This window comes from Actinoplanes sp. NPDC048967, assembly GCF_040649415.1.
Lineage (GTDB): Bacteria > Actinomycetota > Actinomycetes > Mycobacteriales > Micromonosporaceae > Actinoplanes.
In genome coordinates, this window is sequence record NZ_JBEZFL010000005.1 from 497,817 (window position 1) to 515,132 (window position 17,316).

General features: G+C 72.0%; 17 protein-coding genes. 12 read left to right on the forward strand and 5 right to left on the reverse strand.

From position 1 onward, the window contains the following. Positions 1-186 precede the first annotated feature (186 nt). The 6 genes from AB0C12_RS24040 to AB0C12_RS24065 all read left to right on the forward strand — a co-directional run bounded on the left by AB0C12_RS24040 (position 187) and on the right by AB0C12_RS24065 (position 9,989). The gene (locus AB0C12_RS24040; protein ID WP_360551961.1) at positions 187-1,287 is read left to right on the forward strand and encodes an AAA family ATPase; all 1,101 of its coding nucleotides are present in this window, start codon (positions 187-189) and stop codon (positions 1,285-1,287) included. Between the two features lie 3 nt (positions 1,288-1,290). After that, positions 1,291-3,624 carry a DUF5682 family protein gene (locus AB0C12_RS24045; protein WP_360551436.1) on the forward strand — a complete coding sequence of 778 codons (2,334 nt, stop codon included), beginning with the start codon at positions 1,291-1,293 and terminating at the stop codon, positions 3,622-3,624. Beyond that, complete coding sequence (locus tag AB0C12_RS24050; protein WP_360551438.1) at positions 3,617-4,741, forward strand: VWA domain-containing protein; 1,125 nt, start codon at positions 3,617-3,619, stop codon at positions 4,739-4,741. The genes AB0C12_RS24045 and AB0C12_RS24050 overlap by 8 nt, the downstream gene beginning before the upstream one ends. A gap of 46 nt (positions 4,742-4,787) precedes the next feature. After that, entirely contained in the window at positions 4,788-6,827 is a 2,040-nt protein-coding gene (locus tag AB0C12_RS24055) for a hypothetical protein (protein ID WP_360551440.1), read from the forward strand. Positions 6,828-6,890: 63 nt separating this feature from the next. Then, positions 6,891-7,910 (forward strand): zinc-binding alcohol dehydrogenase family protein, encoded by a 1,020-nt coding sequence (locus AB0C12_RS24060; protein ID WP_360551442.1) that lies wholly within the window; start codon positions 6,891-6,893, stop codon positions 7,908-7,910. A gap of 72 nt (positions 7,911-7,982) precedes the next feature. Then, positions 7,983-9,989 (forward strand): glycosyl hydrolase family 28-related protein, encoded by a 2,007-nt coding sequence (locus tag AB0C12_RS24065; protein WP_360551444.1) that lies wholly within the window; start codon positions 7,983-7,985, stop codon positions 9,987-9,989. A gap of 47 nt (positions 9,990-10,036) precedes the next feature. Here the strand turns inward: AB0C12_RS24065 and AB0C12_RS24070 are convergent, their stop codons facing one another. Then, positions 10,037-10,159, reverse strand: coding sequence for a hypothetical protein (locus AB0C12_RS24070; protein WP_360551446.1), 123 nt, complete (start codon positions 10,157-10,159; stop codon positions 10,037-10,039). Between the two features lie 81 nt (positions 10,160-10,240). On the opposite strand from AB0C12_RS24070, the gene AB0C12_RS24075 reads away from it, so the two are divergent. From AB0C12_RS24075 to AB0C12_RS24095, 5 genes are all read left to right on the forward strand, one after another. Then, positions 10,241-10,585 carry a metalloregulator ArsR/SmtB family transcription factor gene (locus tag AB0C12_RS24075; RefSeq protein ID WP_360551448.1) on the forward strand — a complete coding sequence of 115 codons (345 nt, stop codon included), beginning with the start codon at positions 10,241-10,243 and terminating at the stop codon, positions 10,583-10,585. Continuing rightward, positions 10,582-11,043, forward strand: coding sequence for an SRPBCC domain-containing protein (locus tag AB0C12_RS24080; RefSeq protein WP_360551450.1), 462 nt, complete (start codon positions 10,582-10,584; stop codon positions 11,041-11,043). The genes AB0C12_RS24075 and AB0C12_RS24080 overlap by 4 nt, the downstream gene beginning before the upstream one ends. Then, positions 11,036-11,464: a DUF6069 family protein gene (locus tag AB0C12_RS24085; RefSeq protein ID WP_360551452.1), complete on the forward strand. Its 429-nt coding sequence runs from the start codon at positions 11,036-11,038 to the stop codon at positions 11,462-11,464. Before AB0C12_RS24080 ends, AB0C12_RS24085 begins: the two co-directional genes overlap by 8 nt. A gap of 254 nt (positions 11,465-11,718) precedes the next feature. Next, the gene (locus AB0C12_RS24090; protein ID WP_360551454.1) at positions 11,719-12,525 is read left to right on the forward strand and encodes an MOSC domain-containing protein; all 807 of its coding nucleotides are present in this window, start codon (positions 11,719-11,721) and stop codon (positions 12,523-12,525) included. Between the two features lie 18 nt (positions 12,526-12,543). Continuing rightward, positions 12,544-13,701 carry a Gfo/Idh/MocA family oxidoreductase gene (locus tag AB0C12_RS24095; RefSeq protein ID WP_360551456.1) on the forward strand — a complete coding sequence of 386 codons (1,158 nt, stop codon included), beginning with the start codon at positions 12,544-12,546 and terminating at the stop codon, positions 13,699-13,701. Here AB0C12_RS24095 and AB0C12_RS24100 read toward each other — a convergent pair. After that, the gene (locus AB0C12_RS24100) at positions 13,698-14,378 is read right to left on the reverse strand and encodes a TetR/AcrR family transcriptional regulator (protein ID WP_360551458.1); all 681 of its coding nucleotides are present in this window, start codon (positions 14,376-14,378) and stop codon (positions 13,698-13,700) included. The genes AB0C12_RS24095 and AB0C12_RS24100 overlap by 4 nt on opposite strands. 95 nt (positions 14,379-14,473) lie before the next feature. On the opposite strand from AB0C12_RS24100, the gene AB0C12_RS24105 reads away from it, so the two are divergent. Beyond that, positions 14,474-15,211 carry an SDR family oxidoreductase gene (locus tag AB0C12_RS24105; RefSeq protein WP_360551460.1) on the forward strand — a complete coding sequence of 246 codons (738 nt, stop codon included), beginning with the start codon at positions 14,474-14,476 and terminating at the stop codon, positions 15,209-15,211. A gap of 170 nt (positions 15,212-15,381) precedes the next feature. Here the strand turns inward: AB0C12_RS24105 and AB0C12_RS24110 are convergent, their stop codons facing one another. The 3 genes from AB0C12_RS24110 to AB0C12_RS24120 all read right to left on the reverse strand — a co-directional run bounded on the left by AB0C12_RS24110 (position 15,382) and on the right by AB0C12_RS24120 (position 17,247). Next, entirely contained in the window at positions 15,382-16,152 is a 771-nt protein-coding gene (locus tag AB0C12_RS24110) for a hypothetical protein (protein ID WP_360551462.1), read from the reverse strand. Between the two features lie 74 nt (positions 16,153-16,226). After that, on the reverse strand, positions 16,227-16,517 hold the full coding sequence (locus AB0C12_RS24115) for a hypothetical protein (protein ID WP_360551464.1): 291 nt from the start codon (positions 16,515-16,517) through the stop codon (positions 16,227-16,229). A gap of 88 nt (positions 16,518-16,605) precedes the next feature. Continuing rightward, entirely contained in the window at positions 16,606-17,247 is a 642-nt protein-coding gene (locus AB0C12_RS24120; RefSeq protein WP_360551466.1) for a DUF305 domain-containing protein, read from the reverse strand. Between the last annotated feature and the right edge of the window lie 69 nt (positions 17,248-17,316).

The window sequence follows — 17,316 nt, forward strand, 5'->3', positions numbered from 1 at the left end:
GCCTCGCCGGCCTCCGCCTCGCCGGCCTCCGCCTCGCCGGCCTCCGCCTCGCCGGCCTCCGCCTCGCCGGCCTCCGCCTCGCCGGCCTCCGCCTCGCCGGCCTCCGCCTCGGGCTCGCCCCGCGCCGCCTCCGGTCTGGCCGGTCCGTCCTCCGCTCCGGCGGTCGGGCTCGGTCCCGAGTCTGTTGTGGAGGTTGCCGAGTCCGCCGGTCAGGTGCAGCGGCCCCCGGCCGAGGTGCGTTACGCCGATGAGCTGGCCCGGCTGCGGGCGGCCGACACCGCCGAGCGCCCGCCCGGGTGGGTGCTCAGCGTGCAGGCCGCCCGCCGGTTCGTCGTCGGTGACAGCAAGCTGGGCATCAGCCGCAAGTTTGTCGGCGACCCCTCACTGATCGAACGCGCCCTGATCACGCTGGCCACCAGCCGCGGGCTGATGCTGGTCGGCGAGCCCGGCACGGCGAAATCCCTGCTGTCCGAGCTGCTCGCCGCCGCGGTCAGCGGCGACTCCACCCTCACCATCCAGGGCGGTGCCGCCACCACCGAGGACCAGATCCGCTACTCGTGGAACTACGCCCTGCTCGTCGCCGACGGCCCGTCGCCGCGTTCGCTGGTGCCCGCGCCCCTGCTGCGCGGCATGGCCGAGGGCCGCACCGTCCGCTTCGAGGAGATCACCCGCTGCCCGCTGGAGGTCCAGGACTGCCTGCTCTCCCCGCTGTCCGACCGGGTCCTGGCGATCCCGGAGCTGACCGGCCCGGAGTCGATGGTGTTCGCCCGCGACGGCTTCAGCATCATCGCCACGGCGAACACCCGCGACCGCGGCGTCAACGACATGAGCTCGGCCCTGAAGCGGCGCTTCAACTTCGAGACGGTCTTCCCGATCGCGGACTTCGGCACCGAGCTGGCTCTGGTCGAGGCCGAGGCGGCGGCGCTGCTGCGGCGGTCCGGAGTCACCGCCGAGCCCCGCCGCGACGTTCTCGAGGTGCTGGTCACCACCTTCCGGGAGCTGCGCACCGGGGAGACCGCCCGCGGCGACTCGATGGACCGGCTGTCGGCGGTCATGAGCACCGCCGAGGCGGTCTCCGTCGCCCACGCGGTCGGGTTGCGGGGCTGGTTCCTGCGCGGCGAGCCCGGCACGGCCGAGGACCTGGTCTCCTGCCTCGCCGGCACCGCGGCCAAGGACAACCCGGAGGACCTGGCGAAGCTGCGGCGCTACCTGGCCCAGCAGGTCACCTGGCGCAACGGCGAGCAGTGGCAGGCCCTGCACAACGCCCGTCACCTGCTGCCGGGCTGAGCCGTGACGGTCACGTTCATCGGGGTCCGCCACCACAGCCCGGCGTGCGCCCGGCTGGTCGCCGCCACGATCGAGGAGCTGCGGCCCGCGTACGTGCTGATCGAGGGGCCGGCGGATCTCAACGAGCGGATCGGGGAGCTGCTGCTCGGCCATGAGCTGCCGGTCGCCGTGTTCAGCAGTTACCGCGACGGCGAGCGGCGGCACGGGTCGTGGGCGCCGTTCTGCGCGTACTCGCCGGAATGGCTGGCCCTCACCCACGGCCGCGCGGTCGGGGCCGAGCTGAAGTTCATCGACCTGCCGGCCTGGCATCCCGCCTTCGCCGGGCGCAGCAACCGCTATGCGGACGCCGAACTGCGCTACGCCGACGTGATGCAGCGGCTGTGCGGCAGCTTCGGCGTCGACAACGTGGACGTGCTGTGGGACCACCTCTTCGAGATCGCCGCCGACCACGATCTGGCGGAACGACTCGCGGTCTACTTCGATCTCGTACGCGGGGAGTCGGCGGCCGGCGAGTCGGACACCGCACGCGAGGCGTACATGGCGCAATGGGTACGGGCCGCGGCCACCGAAGCGGGGGAGCGGCCGGTCGTGGTGGTGACCGGCGGGTTCCACCGGCCCGCGCTGGTGTCCGCGCTCGCGAGTGATCCGTCGGCAGCGGGGTGGCCCGAGGTGCCGATGCTGCCACCGGACGCGGTCGGCGGGAGCTTCCTGGTGCCGTACTCGTTCCGGCGGCTGGACGCCTTCGACGGTTACCAGAGCGGGATGCCGTCGCCCGGCTACTACCAGGAGCTGTGGGAGTCGGGGCCGCAGGCCGCGGCGCGACACCTCACCGAGTCGGTGGCGGGACGGCTCCGCGAACGCAAACAGCCGGTGTCCACCGCGGACCTCATCGCGGCCCGGGTCACCGCGGAGGGGCTGGCCACCGTACGGGGGCATCGGCATCCGGCCCGTACGGATGTGCTGGACGGGCTGGCATCCGCGCTGGTGAACGAGGCGCTGGACGTACCCCTGCCGTGGGCGGCCCGGGGCACCCTCCGGACCGGTAGCCATCCGGTCGTGGTCGAGATGGTCGCCGCGCTCAGCGGCACGCGCGTCGGTCGCCTGCACCCCGGCACGCCCGCGCCGCCGCTGGTGCACCACGTCAACGCGGAGCTCGAACGCCTCGGCCTGGACGCAAGTGACGATCTCGACCTGGACCTGACCGTCGCCGCGGACCGGGCCCGCAGCCAGGTCCTGCACCGGGTCCGCGTACTGGCCGTGCCCGGATTCCGCCGCGACTCCGGCCCGTCGACGGGCCTCGACCCGATCCTCAAGGAACGCTGGACGCTACGACCGAGCCCGGAACGGCTCACCGCATTCATCGAGGCCGGCGCGTACGGTGCCACCCTCGCCGACGCGTGCGCGGCGGTCCTGGCCGAACGCGCCGCCCACGCCGGCCGCGACGTGGACCTGCTCGCGGCCGTACTGTTCGACGCGGCTCTGTCCGGCACGGCGGACGTGTCCAAGCAGGCGCTGTCGGCCATCGAAAGCACAGTCGCGGCGGCGGCCGACCTCGGCTCACTCGGCCGGATGCTCGCGGTCGTCCTCACGATGTGGCGGCACGACCGCATCCTGGGCACGGCGCAGAGTGCGACGCTCGCGGTGGTCATCGTCGCGTCGGTGCGGCGCATCCTGTGGCTGGCCGAGGGCGTGCACGGGCGGTCCGCGGCCGCTGACCTGGGGCGGATCGGGGCGCTGGCGGCCTGCCGCGACGCTCTGCGGTACGCCCGCCCGAAGCTGGACCTTGATCTGACGGCGGCGCTGGAGGTGGCGGCCCGAGTCGCGGCCGATGCCGAGGCGCCGCCTGATCTGCGGGGTGCTGCGTTCGGTCTGCGCTGGGCCCTGCAACCAGCACCGGATGTTCCGCTCGACCCGGTGTCGGCGGGTTTTCCGCCAGATTCTCAAGCTGGGGAGCTTGATCCTGAGCGCGCGGTGCGTGGTGCTTTCCATCCCGAGTCGGCGGGGGACTGGCTGGCCGGTCTCTTCGCCCTCGCGCGGGAGGAGGTGCTGCACACCCCGGCCGTGATCGGGCTGCTCGACGAACTGCTGTCCGCCATGGCAGCTGAGGAATTCCTCGTCGCGGTGCCGGGGCTGCGGCAGGCGTTCGAGTTCTTCCCGCCGCGCGAGCGGGAGATCATCGCCGGCCGGCTGCTGGAACGCCGTGGCCTGTCCGGCACCGGGCGCAGCCTGTTGCGCGGCGTCACCGATCCCGAGCTGGTCGCCGCCGGGATGGTGCTGGACGACCGGGTCGATGCCGTACTGCGCCGCGAGGGACTGACGGGTGGAGGCCATGACTGATCCGGATCTCGAACGCTGGCGGCTGGTCCTCGGCGCCCCGGCGGCGAAGCTGGGACCGCTCGGGGCGGACGGCCTCGCCTGCGACGCGGCGCTGGACTGGCTCTACGGCCGCGACGGCGAACTCGAGAAACGCGACGTCCGGCGCAGCCAGGGCCGGGCCGGCGGTGACGGTCCGTCCGTGCTGACCACTGTGGACTGGTTGAACGACATCAACCGGCTCTTTCCCCGCGAGACGGTCGAACGACTGCAGCGCGACGCCATCGAACGCTACGAGATCACCGACATCGTCACGGATCCGGCCGTGCTGGAACGGATCGAGCCGAACCCGGCGCTGCTCAAAGCCGTCCTGCGGACCAAGCACCTGATGAACCCCGAGGTGCTGCGGCTGGCCCGCCGCATCGTCGAAGCCGTCGTCCGCGACCTGATGGCGAGGATGGCCACCGAGGTACGGGCGGCGTTCACCGGCACCCGGGCCCGGCGGCCGAGCCGGTGGAAGCAGGCCCGCGACTTCGACATGCGGCGGACCATCCGCGCCAACCTCGGCCACTACCGCCCGGACGAACGCCGGCTGTACATCGAGACGCCGCACTTCTTCTCCCGTAGCCGCAAGCATGTTGAGCAGTGGCAGGTGATCCTGCTCGTCGACCAGTCCGGCTCGATGGTCGACTCGGTCATCCACTCCGCGGTGACGGCGGCCTGCCTGTGGGGACTGCCGGGCGTACGGACGCACCTGGTCGCGTTCGACACCGACGTGGTCGACCTGACCAGCGAGGTCGACGACCCGGTCGAGCTGCTGATGAAGGTCCAGCTCGGTGGCGGCACCGACATCGGCCGCGCGGTCCGCTACGGTGCCGGCCTGATCGACCAGCCCCGCCGGGCCATCGTCGTCCTGATCACCGACTTCTACGAGGGCGGTTCCCCGGCGTTGCTGATCCGTACGGTCCGGGAACTTGTCGAGCAGGGCACCAAGGTCCTCGGCCTGGCCGCCCTGGACCAGGACGCGAACCCCAGCTTCGACCGCGAAACAGCCCAGCAACTGGCCGACGTGGGCGCCTCGGTGGGCGCGATGACACCGGGTGAGCTGGCGTCCTTCGTCGCCGAACAGGTGGGCCGATGAGCGCCGCCACACTCGCGGCAAGCGCAGCCGGCTGTCGGAGGGCGACGTGAGGGCAGACCTGCGGGCGCTGACGCCGGCGACGTTGGCGGAGCTGACGAACCGAGGCCTGGTGAAGCGGGCAGCGCGGGAGATCGAGCGCTCAGCCCCGGCAATCAGCGAGGACGACGAAGCGACAGTCCACGCCACCTACGACGGCGGCGTGACCACCGCTCTGCCGACCGGCGGCCTCGAACAGGGACGATGCAGCTGCGGCGCCCCCGGCGTGTGCCGGCACATCGTCGGCCTGGTCCTCGCCTACCTGAACCACAGCGGCGAAACCGATCACCCAACCACCGGTCATCCGGAAGCCTCATCCGAGCAGCGAGCTCCCTCAGTCAGGCCACCCGCCGACCCAGACCCGGGCCACGCAGCGGACGAGCCCGCGACGACCACCACGGCACAAACCGGATGGTCACCGGGCGACTTCACCGACGGCGAACTCCTGGCCCGGATCGGCGCACGCATGATGGCCACCGCCCGCCGGACGCTGCGCACGGGTTACCTTGCCCGGGTGCACCGGGCAAGACCCGGCGACCCGGTGCCCAGTGTGGAACTGCCCACCGCGACCGTGCGCTTCCTCGTACCCGGCGATCTGGGTTTCGCCCGGACCGACGCGGTCGCCGGGGCCCGCGATGACGTCTTGGCCCTGGCCGTCTGGGCATTCCGCGAAGCGGACGCGTCCGCCCGATCCGACGTCGACGCGCAGGTGCAGGTAGGCGGCACCGCCTCCGCCACCGACAATCCAGCCCTGGACGCCGCCGTAGCCCTCACGAACGTGGTTCTCCGCGAGGGTGCCGTCCACGTCGGCGCCGGAATAACGGCGGAGGTGACCGCGGTCCGCCGCGCTCTGGAAGCCGCCCGGATGCGATGGCCCCTCCTCGCCGTCGATGATCTCGTCGCTCAGCTGGAGGCCTACCGGGACCGCAGTGCCCGTTACCGACCCGAGGCACTGGCCGATCATCTGGCTGAGCTGCACGCCCGCCGCCGCGCGGTGACCAGCACCGCCGAACGCCGGGCGTTGCGCTCCCGGGTGCTCGGGACCGACGAGGCTTCCGAGACCCCGCTACGCCGGGCCCGGCTGGACGGTCTCGGTGCGCGCGTATCCGCGATCGGCGGCGAGCGAACGGTCGAGATCTTCCTCGCCCACGCCGACAGTGCCACCGTGCTCGTGTTGCGCCGCACCTACGAGACCACTGACAGCGGGCCCGAGCTTGCCGGCCGACGGGTGGCCGGCGTCAGCATCGGTGCCCTGGCCGGCGGCGCCGTCGTCACTGAGTCCGCCGCCCGTAGTGCGAGCCGGGCTGTTCGGCTCGGCACCCGGCGGTTGAGCCGCACGGAGGCGATGACGTCGCGGGGTTCCTGGAAGGATCTGCCGCCGGCGCTGATCGCGGACGACCTGGCCGCCCTTTCCGACGAGCTCGACGCGCTGCCGCCCCGACCGGTCCGGGCCCGGGTCGAGGCGGAGCTGGTACGCGTCATCCCGGTCGCCGAGGTCCACGCAGTCAGCTACGCACCCGGTGCCCAGCGCCTGGATGCCGTCATCGCCGACGCCGCCGGGGTCACTGCCGTGGTGTCCGCCACCCACACGGCCTGCGCTCCGGGCCGGCTCGACAGCATGGCCGCCGCCCTGCGTGGGGAGCTGCGGTACGTCGCCGGCAGTGTCCGTCGCGCCGGTGGTGGCGTGGTGGTCGACCCGATCGGCTTCGCCCTCGACGGTTCCGTGGTGGTTCCCGACCTCGCCGAGGCCGCTCGCGGAGCTGACCCCGACGACACTCCGTCTCTCGCCACGGACCCGATCGGTCTGGCCTTGGACGAGGCCGCGGCGCTGCTCGCCGAGCTGGCCCACACTGGTCTCCAGCACGCGCCCGCCACGATGCCTGGACGGCTGCGCGCAGCGGCGGCAGGGTTGCGCACGACCGGGCTGCGCCGGGTCGCCGAGACAGCCGAAGCGCTGGCCGGCCGGCTCGGACCGGACCCCGGCGATGCGGCCGTCGCGGCCTGGGTCGACGCCCACCTCCGAGTCAACCTGGCGGCCGACATGCGCTGAGCGGCCGAGATGTGTGCGCAAGGCCACCGCGCCATCCCCGCCGACCCGGACTACATTGCTTCCATGGAATCTAATTCTATGGAAGCAATAGTGCTCGAGGCTCCGGGCCCTCCCGAAGCCTTGCGCATCCGCCGGCTGCCCATCCCGGTGCCGCGGCCCGGCCAGGTGCTGATCCAGGTGAAAGCCTTCGGGCTGAACCGTTCCGAGCTGCACACCCGGCTCGGCCTCGCCGACGGCGTCACCTTCCCGCGAGTCCCCGGCATCGAGGCCGCCGGCGTGGTCGCCGCGGTGCCCGGTGGTGAGTTCGCCGTCGGGCAGCAGGTCTTCGCGATGATGGGCGGGATGGGCCGCACCTTCGACGGCGGCTACGCCCAGTTCACCTGCGTCCCGGCGACCCAGGTGATCGCGTTCCGCAGCGACCTGGACTGGGCCACGCTCGGCGCGGTGCCGGAGATGCTGCAGACCGCGTACGGTGCGCTGACCGACGGCCTCGACGCACAACCCGGCCAGTCCCTGCTCATCCGGGGTGGCACCTCGTCCGTGGGTATGGCCGCCGCGATCCTCGCCAAGCGCCGCGGCCTGACCGTGCTCTCCACCACCCGCAACCCCGGCAAGGCGGACGCGTTGCGGGCCATCGGGGTCGACCACGTGCTCATCGACGACGGTGACGTGGCCACCCAGGTGCGCGCGATCCTGCCGGCCGGGGTGGACAACGCCCTCGAGCTGGTCGGCACGCCGACGCTGCCGGACACCTTGCGTTCCGCCGGCCGGTTCGGGGTCGTCTGCATGGCCGGGATGCTGTCCAACGAGTGGATCGTGCCGGACTTCTATCCCATCGGTTACCTCCCCAGGGGTGTCCGGCTGACCGGTTACGGCGGCGACGCCGACGATCTGCCGCCAGCAGTTCTTCAGGACTTCCTCGACGCGGTCGCCGCCGGTGAGGCGATCGTGCCGCTCGACCGCACCTATCGCTTCGACGAGATCGTCCAGGCGCACAAGGACATGGAAGCGGGCGTCGCCGTCGGCAAGTTCGTGGTTCTGGTGGAAAAAGATTGGAAGAAGCGAGCAGAATCGCGAAATTAGTCAACAGAGGCTTGTGGAGTTCGTCACACTCAACCTAAGGTCAGGGCGCTCCCGAGAGAAATGAGCTCCTCGATGTCTGTGAACGTGAGGTGGCCCGTCCTGGCTACCGCCTCAGTGGTCGGGTTGGGACTGGTGCTCGGCGCGGGCGTCCCCGCCGCTGCCGCCCCGGCCGCCCCCGTCGTGACCCGCGCCGGCCTCGATCCCGCCCTCGTCGCCGGCCGCGGCGCGACAGTGGACTTCGCCGAGCAGGAGGCGGAGAACGCCACCTTCACCGGCTCCCGGATCGGCCCTGACCGGGCCGCCTACACCGTGGCCGGTGAGGCCTCCGGGCGTACGGCGGTCAAGCTGACCCCGGGGCAGTACGTCGAGTTCGTCCTGCCCGCCGCGGCCAACGCGATCACGGTGCGCTACAGCATCCCCGACGCCCCCACCGGCGGCGGGATCACCGCACCCCTGAAGGTCGTCGTCAACGGCAAGCGGGCCGGCACGATGACCCTGACCTCGCAGTACGCGTACCTCTACAACCAGTACCCGTTCAGCAACGACCCGACCGCGGACCTGCTGCACCCCGACTGGTGGATCACCGAGTGCGGCTGCGTACCGTCGGCCACCACCCCCACGCCGCAGGTCGACAAGCCGTTCCGGCCGATGCACTTCTTCGACGAGCAGCGGATGCTGCTCGGCCGCACCTACCGCGCGGGTGACCGGATCCGGCTCACCGCCTCGGCCGGCGCCGCGTGGACGGTCATCGACCTGCTCGACTCGCAGCTCGTCGCCCGCCCGCACGTCGACCTGGTCGCGGCCAACGTGCTGCTCTTCGGGGCCGACCCGACCGGCCGGCGGGACTCCGCCGCCGCGTTCGACAAGGCGATCGCCTTCGCCAAGCGGGCCCGGCTCAAGGTGTACGTGCCGCCGGGCACGTTCCAGGTGAACCGGCACATCATCGTCGACGACGTGACGATCGAGGGCGCCGGCAGCTGGCACACGATCATCAAGGGCAAGCAGGTCACGCTGGCCGAGCCCGCCCCGGACGGCTCGGTGCACACCGGCGTCGGGTTCTACGGCAAGGATGCCGCCGACGGTGGCAGCCGCAACGTGCACCTCAAGGGCTTCACGATCGAGGGTGACGTCCGCGAGCGCATCGACACCGACCAGGTGAACGGCGTCGGCGGTGCGCTCAGCGACTCCAGCATCGAGGGCCTGTTCATCCGGCACACCAAGGTCGGCATGTGGTTCGACGGCCCGATGCGCAATCTGCGGGTCACCGGCAACGTGATCGTCGACCAGATCGCCGACGCGCTCAACTTTCACACCGGTGTCACGAATTCGGTGGTGCGCAACAACTTCATCCGCAACGCCGGCGACGACGGCCTGGCCATGTGGGCGGAGAAGACGACGAACGCGGGCAACACCTTCGACCACAACACCGTGCAGACGCCGACGCTGGCCAACGGCATCGCCATCTACGGCGGCACCGACAACACCGTGTCGAACAACCTGATCGCCGACCCGATCCGCGAGGGCAGCGGCATCCACGTGGGCTCCCGGTTCGGCGCCGAGCCGTTCGCCGGCGAGCTGACGATCAAGAACAACACCGTGGTACGAGCGGGCACGTTCGAACTCAACTGGAAGATCGGCCTCGGCGCGATCTGGTTCTACGCCCTCGACAGGAGCATCGACGCCCGGATCCGGGTGACCGGCGACCGCTACCTGGACAGCACCTACAACGCGATCATGCTGGTCAGCGACTGGGGCGTGAAGGACCTCTACTCGATCAACGGGGTCGCCTTCCAGGACATCCGGGTCGACGGCACCGGCACCTCGGTGCTCAGCGCCCGGGTGGCCGGCTCGGCTTCGTTCGCCAACGTCGACGCCCGCAACGTGGGTGCCGTCGGTATCAACAACTGCGGCTCGTTCGGTTTCAAGCCGACCGGCTCGGAGTTCACCGTGACGGACCTCGGCGGTAACGACGGCGGCGGCACGACCGGCCCATGGCTGGCGCCCTGGGAGCTGCCGAACACGATCACCTGTGACGACCGTCCGCCGGTCGTCGCGCCGCCGGCCCCCAGCACCTGGTGAGGACGGACTGAACAGAGGGCGGGCGGCCACGGGGGTCGCCCGCCCTCTCAGCGTACGAACAGGTTCGCGCCCAGGGTGCACAGCACCGACAGCAGAATCGACCCCAGGACCATGAACAGGCAACCCATGCCGCCACCGAGCGGCCGGACCTCGACGTTTCCGAATCGCATGGGCGCCGGGTACCCGGGACGACGGCAGCCAATCCCTCAGCAATGTTGAACTGAGTGGTTCAGTGTCATAAGGTGAACCACATGGTTCAGCAAGAGGTTCTCGACCGGGTGTTCGCGTCGCTCGCCGATCAGCACCGCCGCCGGATCCTGGTCCGGCTCGGCGAAGGCCCGGCCACCATCGGCGAGCTGGCCGAGCCGGCCGGGATGAGCCTGACCGGCATGAAGAAGCACGTCCAGGTGCTCGAGGACGCGGGCCTCGTCGTCACGGAGAAGGTCGGGCGGTCGCGCCAGTGCCGCCTGGGCCCGGCGCCGCTGGACGACGCCATGGCGTGGATCGCCTTCTACCAGCGGCTCTGGGCCCGCAAGCTCGACGGCCTCGACGCCTACTTCACCCTTCGCAACGGCACGGAAGGAAACGCATCGTGACCCTCGACCTGCGCATGACCCGGCGGCTCCCGGCCACACCGGCCGAGGTCTTCGACGCCTACACCGACGCCGAGCAGCAGAAGATCTGGTTCAGCATCCTCGACGAGCAGCCCGGCATCGTCGAGATCGAGGTGGACCTGCGGGTCGGCGGTCAGCAGACCGCCGTGTGGGGCCCCGACCGCGACACCCTGTTCCGGGAGACGCAGACCTTCGTAGAGATCGACCGGCCGCACCGGCTGGTCACCGAGTCCACCGGCACCAGCCCGGACGGCATGACGATGAGCACCCGGATCGAGGTCACCTTCGAGGCGGTCGGCGACGGCACCCTGATGACCGTCGTGCAGAGCGGCTTCCCGGTGCCCGAGGTCCGCGACTTCTTCGTCAGCGAGGTGTGGGTGGGAGCCTTCGACCGCATCGAGGCGTTCCTGATCCGGGGGACGGAGCCGGCCGATGCGTAGCCGGGGGCTGGTGATCGCGGCCGCCGCCGGTGCGGCGGTGCTGATCAATCTGATCTTGTACGGCGTCGGCCGAGCAGCCGGCGGCACCTTCCGCTTCACCACACCCACCGGCCCGGCCGAGGTCGACGGCGTCACTGTGGCGGCCTTCAGCGCCCTGCCGCTGCTGGCCGGGCTCGTGACGGTGGCGCTGCTGTCCCGCTTCGGCGCGTGGGTGACCCGCACCGCGCTGATCGTCGGCCCGCTGCTGGCTGTGGCCACCATCGTCGCCATGACGCTGCCCACGGACCTCGACGTCACCAGCAAGGTGACCCTCGCGCTCTGCCACCTGGCCCTTGTGCCGATCATCGTCGTCGCCGTCCGGCTGCTCGGCCGAGGAGCGGAGGTCGCAGGCCAGGTCGACGTTGTCACCGGGCCAGCCTAAGGAGAAAACGCGAGGCGCCGGGCCGGCCTGTGGAAAGCGCGAGGCGCCGGGCCGGCCTGTGGAAAGCGCGAGGCGCCGGGCCGGCCTGTGGATAAACGGAGGTCCCGGGCCGGCCTGTGGAAAGCGCAGAGGCGCCGGGTCGGTCGGTGGATAAACGGAGCTCTCGGGCCGGCCTGTGGAAAGCGCGGAGGTCCCGGGCCGGACCGAGGGGAAGGGGGGCCGCGAGCCGGCCTGGGGACAAATAGGATCGTGGTATGCCGAAAATCGTCGCGCTTCGGCGCTATCCCCTGAAGAGTGCGCTGGGCGAGGCCCTGGACGCGGCCGACGTAGACCGCACCGGACTGGCCGGTGACCGGATCTGGGCCTGCATGGACGGCGAGGACGGCACGGTCGGCAGCGCCAAGCACCCCAGGCGCTGGGGCGGGCTCCTGGAGGTCGGCACGTCCCTGCACGAGGACGAGCTCATCTTGCGGGTCGGCCCGTCCACCGTACGAGCGGGCAGCGCCGAGGCCGACGCGGCCCTGACCGCCCACCTGGGCCGGCCGGTACGGCTCAGCCGGACCGCGCCGGTCGATCCGCGCCTGCACCGGGTGCTGCCCGACGACGCCGGCATGGTCCCGGAGTGGATGGCGGGCAGCCTGCCCGGCGAGGAGTCCGTCAGCCCGGTCGGCGGCGTGGAACGGCTCGGCCGGTTCGCCGACTTCGGTGCGCTGCACGTCGTGACCACGGGTGAACTGGACCGGCTGGGTGAGCGCAATGGCGGCGCTCCGGTGTCCGCCGCCCGGTTCCGTCCGAATGTGATTCTCGACCTGCCGCGGGATCCGGAGCCCGGCACCGAGCTACGGCTGGGCGACGTGGTGCTGCGGATCGACCTGCCCACCCCGCGTTGCGTGATTCCCGGGCTGGGGCAGGGTGAGCTGCCGGCCGACAAGTCCGTGCTGAGCACGCTGGCCCGGCAGTACCGCATCCAGGTCCCCGGCCTCGGCCGCGCTGCCTGTTTCGGCACCTACGCCGACGTCCTCCAGCCCGGCCGGCTCGAGGTCGGTCAGGTTCTGCGGTAGCTGGGGCAGACTGGCCGGATGAGTCGAGAAGCCCTCGGGGTCGCCGTCGCCGGTTTCGGCTGGATGGGCCGGGTGCACACCCAGTCCTACCTGCGGGTCCCGCATCACTTCCCGCAGCTCGGGGTCCGGCCGGAGCTGGTCGCGGTCGCCGACGAGGTGCCCGGCCGCGCCGCCGAGGCGGCCGCACAGTACGGCTTCGCCGGTGCCACCCTCGACTGGCGCGAGCTGGCCACCGACCCGCGCGTCCGGGCCGTGAGCATCACCGCGCCGAACTTCCTGCACCGTGAGCTGGGAGTGGCGCTGGCCCGGACCGGCAAGCACATCTGGATCGAGAAGCCGGTCGGCCTGGACGCCGCGGACGCGCAGGCGGTCGCCACGGCGGTCCGCGAGGCGGGCGTCCAGGGTGCCGTCGGTTTCAACTACCGCAACGCCCCGGCGGTGGCCGCCGCCCGCGAGCTGATCGCCGCCGGTGAGCTGGGTACGGTGACGCACGCGCGGTTCCGGCTGTTCAGCGACTACGCCGCTCATCCCGAGGGTGCGCTGAGCTGGCGTTTCGAGCGGGCTCGAGGTGGCAGCGGGGTGCTCGGCGACCTGGCCGCGCACGGCGTCGACCTCGTGCGGCACCTGCTCGGTGACATCGACGCGCTGGTCGCCGACACCGCGACGTTCGTGACCGAGCGGGCCCGGCCGACCGGCGCGACCGCCGGCCACAGCCGGGCCACCGGCGGCGAGCTGGGCCCGGTGGAGAACGAGGACTACGTCTCCAGTCAGCTGCGGCTCGCTTCGGGGGCCCGCGTGGTGCTGGAGGCCAGCCGGGTCGCGGTGGGGCAGCAGAACAACTACGGCTTCGAGGTGCACGGCACGCGCGGCTCGGTGGCCTGGGACTTCCGGCGGATGGGCGAGCTGAGTGTCAGCGCCGGCGACGGCTACCAGGATCTCCCGGTTCGGACCGTCTACGTAGGACCGGGGGCGGGGGAGTATGCGGCGTTCCAGCCGGGCGCCGGCATCGCGATGGGCTACGACGATCTGAAGGTCGTCGAGGCCTACCACTTCCTGCGGTCGATCGCCGAGGGCAAGCCGTACGGCGCGACCCTCGACGACGCCGTGCACAGCGCGCTGGCGCTGGACGCGATGGCCCAGTCGGTCATCAGCGGCGCCTGGGTGCGTCTGGGTTAGCCGGTGATGCGGCTCAGCCACTCGTCCAGCAGTGCCCGCTCCGCGCCGGACAGCTCCGCGAGCTGCGGCAGCGCGGCGCGCAGAGCAACGGCGTGGCCGGTCACGCCGTCGTGGCCGGCAGCGGGGGAGTCCGTCGTCACGGTTGCGATGACCGATTCCCGGGCCAGCGTGGACAGGGCCGGGTCGCGCTGCTCCGGGAGCATGCTGATGAGCTGGAAGGTCATGCCCGCGCCGGCCGAGTGGATCAGGTGCGCGGCGCGTTCCTCGCTCACCCGCAGGCGGCCGGCCTCCGCGATGCGGCGTACCTGGCCGGCCAGGATCACCGCGGCCTCGCGCGCGGCCGGTGACTGCACGCCGGGCCGCGGTTCGCCGTAGATGAGCGCGTAGTACGCCGGATTCTCCACCCCGAACGCCACGTGCAGGTCCCAGCCGCGGCGCAGGTCCTCGACCGGGTCGTCGCCGGGCTCGAGGGCGGCCTTGCTGCGCAGATAGGTGGCGAAGCCGTGGCTTGCGACCGCGTCGAGCAGCCCTTGCTTGTCACCGAAGCCGCGGTAGATGGTGGGTGCCTGGACACCGGCGGCCGCGCTGACCGCCCGGGTCGACACGGCCTCCCGGCCGCCCTCGGTGAGCAGGGCGGCGGCTGCCTCGATGATTCGTTCGCGGGTGGTCGGCGCCATGTAACAACGATAACACTCTACTGTTAGCGCCTTGGCGTTAGCGTTGATAACGTGGTTAGGTTAGCGACGTCAACGAAAGCAATGAGGGAGTCATCATGACCGGCAACCGGAATCGCGTCGCGATCGTCACCGGCGGATCCCGCGGCATCGGCCGCGCGGCCGCCGAGCGTCTCGCCGCCGACGGGCAGAGCGTGGTCATCGTCTACGCGGGAAACAAAGCCGAGGCGGAGAAGACGGTGGCGGTCATCGAGGCCGCCGGCGGCTCCGCGGTCGCCATCCAGGCCGACGTGGCCGACGAGACCGCCGTCCGGGCGGCCTTCGACCGGGCCGAGCAGCGGTACGGCGGCATCGACGTGGTCGTCAACGCGGCCGGCATCATGCTGCTCGCGCCCGTCGCCGAGCTGAGCCTCGACGAGCTCGACCGGATGCACCGCACCAACATCCGCGGCACCTTCGTGGTGGCGCAGGAGGCTGTTCGCCGGATCCGGGCCGGCGGCGCGATCATCAACTTCTCCACCTCGGTGACCCGGCTCCACCTGCCGACCTACGCGGCGTACGCGGCGAGCAAGGCGGCCGTGGAGGCGATCAGCCCGATCCTGGCCAAGGAACTGCACGGCCGCGACATCACCGTCAACGCCGTGGCGCCCGGCCCGACCGCGACCGCGCTGTTCCTGGACGGCAAGGACGAGGCGACGATCGAGCGGATGGCCAAGATGAACCCGATGGAGCGGCTGGGCCGCCCGGAGGACATCGCCGAGGTGATCTCATCGCTGGCCGGACCGGCCCGGTGGATCAACGGCCAGACGATCTACGTCAACGGCGGCGTGGCCTGACGCCACCGCCGGACCCGCGACGCCGCCCAGGCGGCCGGCGGACCGCTGCTGAGGCCCGTGGGCGGCACGGCCGCTCAAGGTGGCAGCACGACGCCGCCCAGGGCCGCCGGCGGACCGCTGCTGAGACCCGCGGGCGGGACAAGCCGCTCAGGTCGGCGGCATGACGCCGGTCAGGCGGCGGCCGGGACGCGGCGGGCGCTGCGGGCCGGGAGGGCGTTCTCCGGCAGGACGACTCGAGCCGCCTCGGCCAGCGCCTCCGCGTTGGCCACCTCCTGGCGCAGGCTGCGCACGGCGGCGGTGGCGATGTCCGACGCCTGCCAGGCGGCCTGCTCGGCGTCCAGCGCGTCCTGGTAGGCGCTGAAGCGGTGAGTCACCGCGGCCCGGGCGAGGGCGAGCTCCTGCTCGACCGGGTGCAGGGCCGGGTCCCAGCCGTTGCGGTGGGTCAGCGCGTCCAGCAGCTGGGTGTCGGAGAGGTCGCCCCGGCGGTAGGCGGCCTGGGCGGAGCGGCGGAGGGCCTGGGCCCGGTCCGCGCGCTCCTCGTCGGTGACCGGGCTCTGCGGCACGCCGTACGCGGCGGCGCGGCGAGCCCGGGTCAGGGACGCGTCCGCCCGCTGGTACGCCTGCCAGGCGCCCTCGACGGCCGCCTGCGCCCGCTGGCATTCCTCGCGGCGGCGCTCGGCGGTGTGGGCCGCGCCCCGCGCCGCCACGGTGATCTCGTCGGCGTACCGGATCGCCTCGGCGGCCTCAGCGGCCCGGCGCTCGGCCTCGGCGCGCTTCTGCTCCGCGTTGGCGGCCAGCCAGGCGGAGATCTGCCGGGGGCGGTGCACGCCGCGCGGCAGGGCCAGCGCGAACAGCGCGACCAGGGCCAGCAGGATCAGGGTGAGCCAGATGGCGGCCATCCGGCCGCTGTTGCCGACGAAGATTTCCACAGCGAAGTCCATGATCTATCCCTTGTCCACCGCGAGAGGTCAGTAATCGAGCACCCTCGAACCGAGCCGAGAGCGTGACGAGACGTTCAGGCGGTGTGCGGGGGACCCCGCGGCGCGGTGGCAGCGGTGCTGACCTGGTCGGTCAGGAGGGGAGCGGCGAGCCGGACGGGCCCGGCCGGTGCCGTGGCGGCGGCCGGCGGGTCGGTGACGATCTCCTCGGGCAGCGGCGCGGGCGCCAGAGCGACCGGGGTTGCGGCCGCGGCGGCGGTGACGGGTGCCGGCAGAGGATCGGTGACCGGGCCGGCCGCGGTCGGTGCCCCGAGCAGCGCGGCCAGGAACAGGGACACGACGAGCGGCAGCCGCGCACGGCGAAGCACACTCCTCACATCCACACCGGACAACCTATCGGTGAACCGGGACGGAACGCATCTCCGGAGCTCGATCAGGTGACCGACGCAACAAGGTTCAGAGCTGCTCCAGCCGCCGGATCTCGCTGCCCTGCTCGACGGCCATCTCGTTGGCCGTCTCGCGCAGCACCTCGTCGCTGCCGCCGCCCAGCACGTCGCCGGCCATCTGGATCGCACCCTTGTGGTGCGCGGTCATCATCGCGACGAACTTGCGGTCGAAGTCGGCACCGCGGGCCGCGGTGAGCGCCGCCAGGTCGGCCGGGGACTGCATGCCCGGCATGGTGCTGTGGTCGTGCCCCGGGTCGGTCGCGGGCAACTTGCGGTCCTGCAGCCAGCGCTTCAGCCAGGTGATCTCCGGGCCCTGGGCGGCGCTGATCCGGGCGGCCAGCGCGCGCAGCCCGGTGCCACCGGCGCGTTCCGGGGCCAGCTCGGCCATCTCGATCGCCTGGGTGTGGTGCACGATCATCATCTGCACGAACGCGACGTCGATCGTGTTGTACGTCGAGCCGTCGGGTGCGCGTACCTGATCGGAGTCACTCACCCGGGCCGACTCCCCGGGCTTGCCGGGCAGCACGACGCGGACCGGCGGCGTGGAGCTCGCGGCGGGCCGCGGCGCGGCGGCCGACCGGTCGTCGCCGGCCCGCGCGACCATCGCCGTCCCGCCGGCCGCCAGCACCACGGCTGCCGCGCTGACCAGCATGAATGTCCTTTGCCGAGTCATCAGGTCCTCTCGCCCGGATAACAATGTCCCCCGCGTTCCGCCTCTGGC

Coding starts and splice junctions, on each gene's coding strand:
- AB0C12_RS24090 (WP_360551454.1), top strand. CDS start 11,719: ATGCCGAAAATCGTCGCGCTTCGGCGCTATCCCCTGAAGAGTGCGCTG.
- AB0C12_RS24105 (WP_360551460.1), top strand. CDS start 14,474: ATGACCGGCAACCGGAATCGCGTCGCGATCGTCACCGGCGGATCCCGC.
- AB0C12_RS24075 (WP_360551448.1), top strand. CDS start 10,241: ATGGTTCAGCAAGAGGTTCTCGACCGGGTGTTCGCGTCGCTCGCCGAT.
- AB0C12_RS24100 (WP_360551458.1), bottom strand. CDS start 14,378: ATGGCGCCGACCACCCGCGAACGAATCATCGAGGCAGCCGCCGCCCTG.
- AB0C12_RS24070 (WP_360551446.1), bottom strand. CDS start 10,159: ATGCGATTCGGAAACGTCGAGGTCCGGCCGCTCGGTGGCGGCATGGGT.
- AB0C12_RS24095 (WP_360551456.1), top strand. CDS start 12,544: ATGAGTCGAGAAGCCCTCGGGGTCGCCGTCGCCGGTTTCGGCTGGATG.
- AB0C12_RS24085 (WP_360551452.1), top strand. CDS start 11,036: ATGCGTAGCCGGGGGCTGGTGATCGCGGCCGCCGCCGGTGCGGCGGTG.
- AB0C12_RS24060 (WP_360551442.1), top strand. CDS start 6,891: ATGGAATCTAATTCTATGGAAGCAATAGTGCTCGAGGCTCCGGGCCCT.
- AB0C12_RS24110 (WP_360551462.1), bottom strand. CDS start 16,152: ATGGACTTCGCTGTGGAAATCTTCGTCGGCAACAGCGGCCGGATGGCC.
- AB0C12_RS24050 (WP_360551438.1), top strand. CDS start 3,617: ATGACTGATCCGGATCTCGAACGCTGGCGGCTGGTCCTCGGCGCCCCG.
- AB0C12_RS24120 (WP_360551466.1), bottom strand. CDS start 17,247: ATGCTGGTCAGCGCGGCAGCCGTGGTGCTGGCGGCCGGCGGGACGGCG.
- AB0C12_RS24065 (WP_360551444.1), top strand. CDS start 7,983: ATGTCTGTGAACGTGAGGTGGCCCGTCCTGGCTACCGCCTCAGTGGTC.